The sequence below is a fragment of the Mesorhizobium sp. genome (assembly GCF_041661565.1).
Classification (GTDB): Bacteria; Pseudomonadota; Alphaproteobacteria; order Rhizobiales; family Rhizobiaceae; genus Mesorhizobium.
The window spans coordinates 23,457-30,167 of sequence record NZ_JBAZUD010000055.1 but is presented as its reverse complement, the minus strand read 5'-3'; the positions used below and the strand labels follow the sequence as shown (position 1 = coordinate 30,167).

Annotated in this window: 5 protein-coding genes; all 5 read right to left on the bottom strand. The window is 63.9% G+C overall.

Annotated elements, in window-relative coordinates:
• On the bottom strand, positions 1-1,143 hold a 1,143-nt coding region (locus WC739_RS12185; protein WP_372953286.1), incomplete at its 3' end, for a sugar ABC transporter ATP-binding protein.
• Positions 1,143-2,198 (bottom strand): hypothetical protein, encoded by a 1,056-nt coding sequence (locus WC739_RS12180; protein WP_372953285.1) that lies wholly within the window; start codon positions 2,196-2,198, stop codon positions 1,143-1,145. The genes WC739_RS12185 and WC739_RS12180, both read right to left, overlap by 1 nt.
• A complete protein-coding gene (locus WC739_RS12175) occupies positions 2,195-4,318 on the bottom strand; it encodes an ABC transporter permease (protein ID WP_372953284.1) in 2,124 nt (707 codons plus the stop codon). Before WC739_RS12175 ends, WC739_RS12180 begins: the two co-directional genes overlap by 4 nt.
• Before the next feature lie 82 nt (positions 4,319-4,400).
• Positions 4,401-5,426, bottom strand: a complete 1,026-nt coding sequence (locus WC739_RS12170) for a sugar ABC transporter substrate-binding protein (RefSeq protein WP_372953283.1) — start codon at positions 5,424-5,426, stop codon at positions 4,401-4,403.
• An 87-nt stretch (positions 5,427-5,513) separates the two neighbouring features.
• Positions 5,514-6,500, bottom strand: coding sequence for an ABC transporter permease (locus WC739_RS12165; protein WP_372953282.1), 987 nt, complete (start codon positions 6,498-6,500; stop codon positions 5,514-5,516).
• Positions 6,501-6,711: the final 211 nt, after the last annotated feature.

The following is a 6,711-nucleotide window of genomic DNA, read 5'->3' as shown; positions in this document are numbered from 1 at the left end:
GGCCGAGAGCGTCGGCATCTCCTGCTGGTTGATCACCCAGGCCTTTTCGCGGCCCGCCGCCAGCAACCCGCCGAACAGGTTCTCGGCAATGCCCATCGTCTCGAAAATGCCTTCGCTCTTGCGGTCCTCGGTGACATAGACGATGCCGTCGGCCACCGCTTCGCTCGGCACGAGATAGCGCACCGGCTTGTCGTCCAGCTCAATGGCGCCGCCGCGCCGGAAATCGCGCTTGTAGATGCCCGAGATGATCTTGAACGTCTCGGTGCGGCCCGACCCGATCAGCCCGAACACGCCGGTGATCTGGCCCTCGAAGATCGAGAAGGAATTGTTGCGCACGACATTGCTCATCGAGATGTCCTGCACCGACAGGACCTTCTTGCCGGCCTTGCGCAGCCGGGTCTCGTCGCGATGCCGGTAGATCTGCCCCGACAGCGTGCGCCCGACCATGGCGGCGACAATCTTGTCGCGGTCGAAGGCCGACGTGTCATCGGTGACGACCAGTTCACCGTCGCGCAGGATGGTGATGCGGTCGGCAATCATCAGCGCCTCTTCCAGCGCGTGGCTGATGAAGACGATCGACACGCCACTCGCCTTGAGCCGGCGGATCAGCGCGAAGAAGTGGCGTTTTTCCTCCGGCGTCAGGGTCGCCGTCGGCTCGTCGAAGATGATGATCTCGGCATTGTGGTGGACCGCGCGCGCGATCTCGACCATCTGCCGCTTGGCCGCGCCAAGCGTCGCCACCATGGCGTTCGGGTCGACCGGAAAGTTCAGCGACTGCAGGAACTGCTGCGCCGAGATGTAGGTGCCGCGCAGCCGGTTGAGGAACTTCTCCGTGCCGAGATAGAGGTTCTGCGCCACCGTCATCGACGGTACCAGGCTGGTCTCCTGGAACACCATGGCGATGCCGGCCTGAAGTGCGGCATGCGGCGAGGCGTAGGCTATCTCCTGGCCCTTGTGGAACATCTTGCCGGAGGTGACTTCGACGACGCCGGCGATGATCTTGGTCAGCGTCGATTTGCCGGCGCCGTTCTCTCCGAGCAGCGCGTGGATCTCGCCCTTGCGCAAGTCGAAGCTGACATTCTTGACGGCGGGCACGCCGCGATAAGTCTTGGTAATGTTTTCCAAGCGGACGATCGGTTCCATCAGAAACCTCCTGATGCGACGTCGAGGGCCAGCACGCAGTCGCCGCCCTTGGAAGCGACGAACAGCCGGCCGTCGCTTTCAGCCACGCTGCAAATGCCGTGGCGCGAGCCGTTGGCGCGACTGTGCAGGCTGAATTGCGGCTGCATGTCCCCGTCGAGCTTGACCACCAGCCCGTAGGAGCGGCTCGGCGACCACGGCTTGTGGATGCCCATGGTGCGGATGCCGCCGCATTGCAGCGGTTCGAGGAAGCTGCGGCTGGAGGCAAGCGACGGGGCTATCCAGTAGGCGGGCGGCACCTGTTCGAGCATGTCTTGCCGATAATGCGTTTCCTGCAGCACGAATTCAATCAGCCGGTTGCGCGGCGCGAACAGGGCCAGCCATGCCCCGCCATCCGCCGCCGGCGACAGCCGTGCGGGATAGCCGGGCAGATGCGTCAAGACAGTCGAGCGGCTGCCGGTCACGCCATCGAAGCGGACAAGCTGATGACGCCAGCTTTCGCTGACCAGCACGTCCCTGCCGACGGGGTAGAGCCCATAGGGAAAGGCGATGTCGCCGGCCACCTTGCGGAACTCGCCGCCTGTAGCGTCCCGCTTCCACAGCGAACCGGACGCGCCCTTTTTCATCAGGTCGGCGGCCCATTGCGACGGCGCATGCTCGGCCGAGCCGTTGGCCAGCCACAGCGTGCCATCGTCGGCATAGGCAAGTGCCGTGATGCAGCGGATGCCAGCCGGGAGCGAGACGTCCTTGCCCGATATCAGCAGCCTGCCGCTTTCGAGCCCTACCGTCAGTTCTCCCGATGGCGACAACGCCAGCGCGGTGACCGTAGATGGAAAGGTCTCGACGACCTTCGGCTCGCCACCGGCTTGGATCGCATAGACCGCGTTGGCGCTGGAGGCGAGCAGCCTGTCGCCGGCGGCCAACAGATTGTCCGGCTCGCTCAGTTCGGCAAAAGCCGGTGCATCATCGAGCTGCGTGTTGGGACGGAAGGCGCCGTCGAGCGGCGGGATGGTAACGGCCTTGCCGCGGAAGATATCCAGGATCGGATCGAGGATCATGATTTCGCTCCCCAATAGGAAGCGCTGCTCGTCCAGTTCGGGTCGGCGCCCGAAATCTTGTAGCGGCCGATGCGGTTGTTGAGGATGCCGCCGACGAACAGAAAGCCCTTGTGCTCGCGCATCGAGGTGACCATCGGATGCGCGCCGCCCGTCAGGTCGCCCATTGCCTCAACGATGCCGCCCTTCTCGTCGAACTTCACCACGCCGCCGGTGTTGATGTTGGGGAACAGCCATTCGTCCTGCGGCAGCCGGCGCGTCATGCGCTTGCGCATGTCTGGATGGCGCAGCGACAGGTCGAAGCTCGGCGTGCGCATGCCCAGCCATGCCATCCAGTAATTGCCGTCCGAGGCGCGGTTGATGTTGTCTGGATAGCCCGGCATGTCGCGGATGACGCATTCGGCCGTGCCGGCCTTGGGGCCTTCGAGCCAGTAACGATGCACGCGGCATGCCCAGCTTTCGGCGAAGAACAGGGACTTGCCGTCATGCGCCATGCACACGCCATTGGTGTAGCGGTAGCCGTCGAGCAGCGTCCTGGTCGAGCCGTCCTTCGGGTCGTAGACGAGCAGCCGGCCAGTGGCGCGGTTCTCGATCGAATCCAGCGCCCAGTCGTGAGCGTCGTAGCGCTTGGTCGAGTCGGTGAAATAGATGCGGCCGTCCGGCGCGATATCGCAGTCGTTCGGGTCGCGCAGCCGCGCGTCGTCGACGATCGAGGTCCAGGAGCGCGCGGTCTCGGCCGACAGCCGTTTCACCTCGCGCTCCGGCGAGACGGAATAGAGCCCCATGGCGCCGACGCAGCTGATCAGGTTGCCCGCCTTGTCGAAAGCCAGCCCCAGTGGAAAGCCGCCGATATGGGCAAAGACTTCCGACTTCACATAATCCGGCGCGAAGAAGCGAACGATCTCGCCATGGCGCGTGCCGCAATAGAGATTGTCGTTGCGGTCGAGGATGACGTCTTCCGGCCCTTCCAGTTCGCCGAGCCCGATATGATCGGCGGCCGACAGCCGGTTGTCGAGCTCGTATGGGGTGCCGGAGCCGGGTGCCGCCGACTGCGTCGCGCCCATCTTGAGATAGACCGGTGCGACATAGACCTCGTTCAGCACCTTGTGGCGGTTCTTCAGCCAGCGGATGTCGATGGTCACAGCCACCGCCAGCATGATGCCGAGCACCATCTGGTTGGTGCCGGTGCCGTAGCCCAGCCGGATCAGCCCGTTGGTCATGGTCAAGACGATGATGGCGCCCATCAGCCCCTTGATCACCGAGCCGCGCCCGCCGCCGAGGCTGACGCCGCCGACCACGGCCGCCGTCAGCGCCATGATCTCGAGGTTGAGGCCGGTGCCGGGCCCTGCGCCGCTCAGCCGGCAGGCGATGAGGAAGCCGCCGATCGAGGCGCAGAAGCCGGAAAAGACATAGGTCATGAACACGGTGCGGCGCACGCGGATGCCGGCATTGTGGGCCGAGCGCCGGGAGCCGCCCACCGCCAGCACATGCCAGCCCGGTCGCGAACGCGTCAGCGCGATATGGGTGACGATGGCCAGGATGATCGCCAGCCAGACCGAGACGGATAGGCCCCAGAAGGTGCTGTCGCCGATGAAATCGAGCACATCCGAGGTGGCGGTCGAAAGCTGCACGTCGGCGGCGTAGGTGGTGACGAGGATGTCGAACAGCGCGCGACCGAAGATGAAGGTGACCAGCGTGGTGAGGAAGGCGCGCAGGCGTAAATAGCCGACGAGATAGCCGTTGATGGCGCCGAAGATGAGGCCCGTGGCGAGCGAGGCGGCAAGCGCCAGCCAGATCGACTGTTCGAGGATGAAGAAGACATAGACGGCCGAGAAACAGGACAGTGCGAAGATCGAGCCGACCGACAGGTCGATGCCGCCGCCCAGCATCACCACCGTCATGCCGGTGACCACCATTGAGAACTCGCCGAGCTGGCGGGTCGATTCCTGCAGCGAGGTCAGCTTGAAGAAACCCGGAATGAGCGAGCCGAAGGTCGCCAATGTCACCACCAGCGCCAGGAACGGGATGGCGTTGTCGGTCCAGCGCTTGGTCAGGATCTCGCCGACAAGGTGATCGGGCACGAGATTGTAGCGCCAGGACTGGAGGCGTTCGCGAAAGGACATCAGGTCACTGCTGCAAGAGAAAAGACAAAGAGGTGGCCAGGCAATCCGGCCACCTCGTCGGTATCGATTGAAGAAGCCTGGCTTATTTCGCCGCCGCTTCGGCCTGCAGCGCCTTCAGGTCCCAGCAGCTGTCGGGCTTCAGGTCGGCCTTGGTCGTCGCCTTCTCCAGCGTGTAGATGTAGGTGTGCGAGGTGCCGGCCGGCTGGCCGCTCTGCAGCAGGAACTTGATGATGGCGTTCATGTCACCCGACTGGCGAGCCAGATCGGTCATCACCACGGCGCCATAGGTGCCGTCCTGCAGCTTGTCGCAATCGGCCGCCTTCTCGCCGCCGCCGGTGGTGACCAGGAACACCTTGCCGTCGAGCTTGGCGTCGCGGATCGCGGCGGATGCGCCGGTCGCGTCACCATCCCAGAAATCGATGATCGAGCAGATATCCGGGTTCTGCTGCAGCATCGTCGTCGTCACGTTGCGCGAGGTCGTTGCGTCCCAGTTGGAGTCGGGCTTGGCCACGACCTTGAAGTCGGGATGCTTGTCCAGCACCTTCATGATGCCGGCATACTGGTAGAGGCTCGACGAGTTCGCCTGGTCGCCCTGCACCAGGCCGATCTTCTTCGACGAGTTCTCACCGCAGCCCTTGATCGCCGCTTCGGCCTCGAGCTGGCCAAGCCTGTCCCAGTCGCTGCCCACGAACGCGTCAGCCGGGAAATTGGCGGGGTTGTCGACCAGGATCACATAGGTGCCGGCGGCCTGCGCCTTCTTCATCAGCTTGGAATAGGAATTGAGGTCCGGCGCGTGGATGATCAGCACGTCGGGCCGTGTGTCCGACGAGATGGCGTCGGTGATCGCCTGCGCGCCGGCATCGACCACCCAATTCGGATCGCGCGTCTCGAACACGCCGCCCCAGCCTTCGACTTCCTTCTTCAGGAAGTGGGCCCATCCCTGTGCCAGGTCGAAGCCCATCGCCAGCGGCACCAGCATGACGCGCTTGCCCTTCAGCGCCTGCGCATAGGCGGCCGGGCCCGGATCGTCGGCGGCGAAGGTCGGAGCCACGAAGGCGGTGACGGCGAGCGCCGTGGCCGCGGCCATGAATGTTCTGATGAATTTCATATCGGATCCTTTCGTTTCATTGTCATTGCCGGCCGATCGGAACGGATCGGACGGGGTACCCCGAGCAGATGGGCTAGCCCATCTGCCCTAAATGTCGCCCTGCTGGGCAGTCTGTTCGTCACGCGGATTGATGATGCCGTCGACGATGATGGCTCCGAGCAGGATCGCCGCCTTGATCAGGTTCTGGTAAAGCAGCGGAATGTCGATGATGGTCATGGCGTTCAAAAGGATGCCGATCAGCGCTGCGCCCACCAGCACATTGCGAACCCCGCCCCGCCCGCCGGACAGGCCGATGCCGCCGATCACCGCCACCAGCACGATGTCGTAGAGCAGGGTCGAGTTGACGACGCGGGTATTGATGGAATGCAGGCTGGCCGCCGTGAGCAGGCCGGCGACCAATGCCACGAAGGCCGAAAGCACATAGCGGAGCACCAGCATCGGCCGAACCGGAATGCCGATGTTGCGCGCGGCGACCGGATTGTCGCCGGCGAAATAGATGTAGCGGCCCCATTTGGTGTAGCGCAGGAACAGGAGGAACAGGAAAGCCAGCCCCGCGAAGACGAAGACCTCGATGGGAATGTCGAGAAAGCGCAGGCCGCCGAGCAGTTCGACCCAATGCCCCTGAGGCACCGGCACCGCGTCCTGCGTGATCAGTTGCGAGCGCACATAGCCGAAGACGAAGGAGCCGGTCGCCAGCGTCACGAAGATCGCCGGCACATCGGCATAGGCGACGAGAAAACCGTTGAGCATGCCGATCGCGAGAACGCCGGCCAGCACATAGGCGAAGGCCAGCCCGTCCGGCGTCCCGGTGTTGAGAAGCTGCAGGTACCAGGCCACCGACATCGCCATGATCGCCACCGCCGACAGGTCGATGCCGCGGCCGATGACGACGACCGCCATGCCAAGCGCCAATATGCCGAGCACCGAGACCGAGCGCACGATGGACACCAGATTGTTGGCGTCGATGAAGCCCGGCAGGCCGATTGCCGCGGAAACGAACAGCACCACCGCTATGGCAAAGACGATGCCTTCCTGATTCAGGCTCCTGAAACTTGGCCAGCCAATCGTGCTCATGTCCGCTTTCGCCCCGATGGCAGCGCTGCCATCCCCAAAAACAAAGGCTAATCGGCTGGGCGGCGGTTCGTCAAATGAATCCGCGTTCAGCAGCCAGTCGCCAGGCGATATTCATCGAGTGGACGCATTGATTGCCGAAACTGGCGCAATGCCCGGAAACTTCTGTGTTTTTGCCAAACGATTGCGCCATCGCCGCTGCTGGCCAAACGTT

Coding starts and splice junctions, on each gene's coding strand:
- WC739_RS12170 (WP_372953283.1), bottom strand. CDS start 5,426: ATGAAATTCATCAGAACATTCATGGCCGCGGCCACGGCGCTCGCCGTC.
- WC739_RS12175 (WP_372953284.1), bottom strand. CDS start 4,318: ATGTCCTTTCGCGAACGCCTCCAGTCCTGGCGCTACAATCTCGTGCCC.
- WC739_RS12165 (WP_372953282.1), bottom strand. CDS start 6,500: ATGAGCACGATTGGCTGGCCAAGTTTCAGGAGCCTGAATCAGGAAGGC.
- WC739_RS12180 (WP_372953285.1), bottom strand. CDS start 2,198: ATGATCCTCGATCCGATCCTGGATATCTTCCGCGGCAAGGCCGTTACC.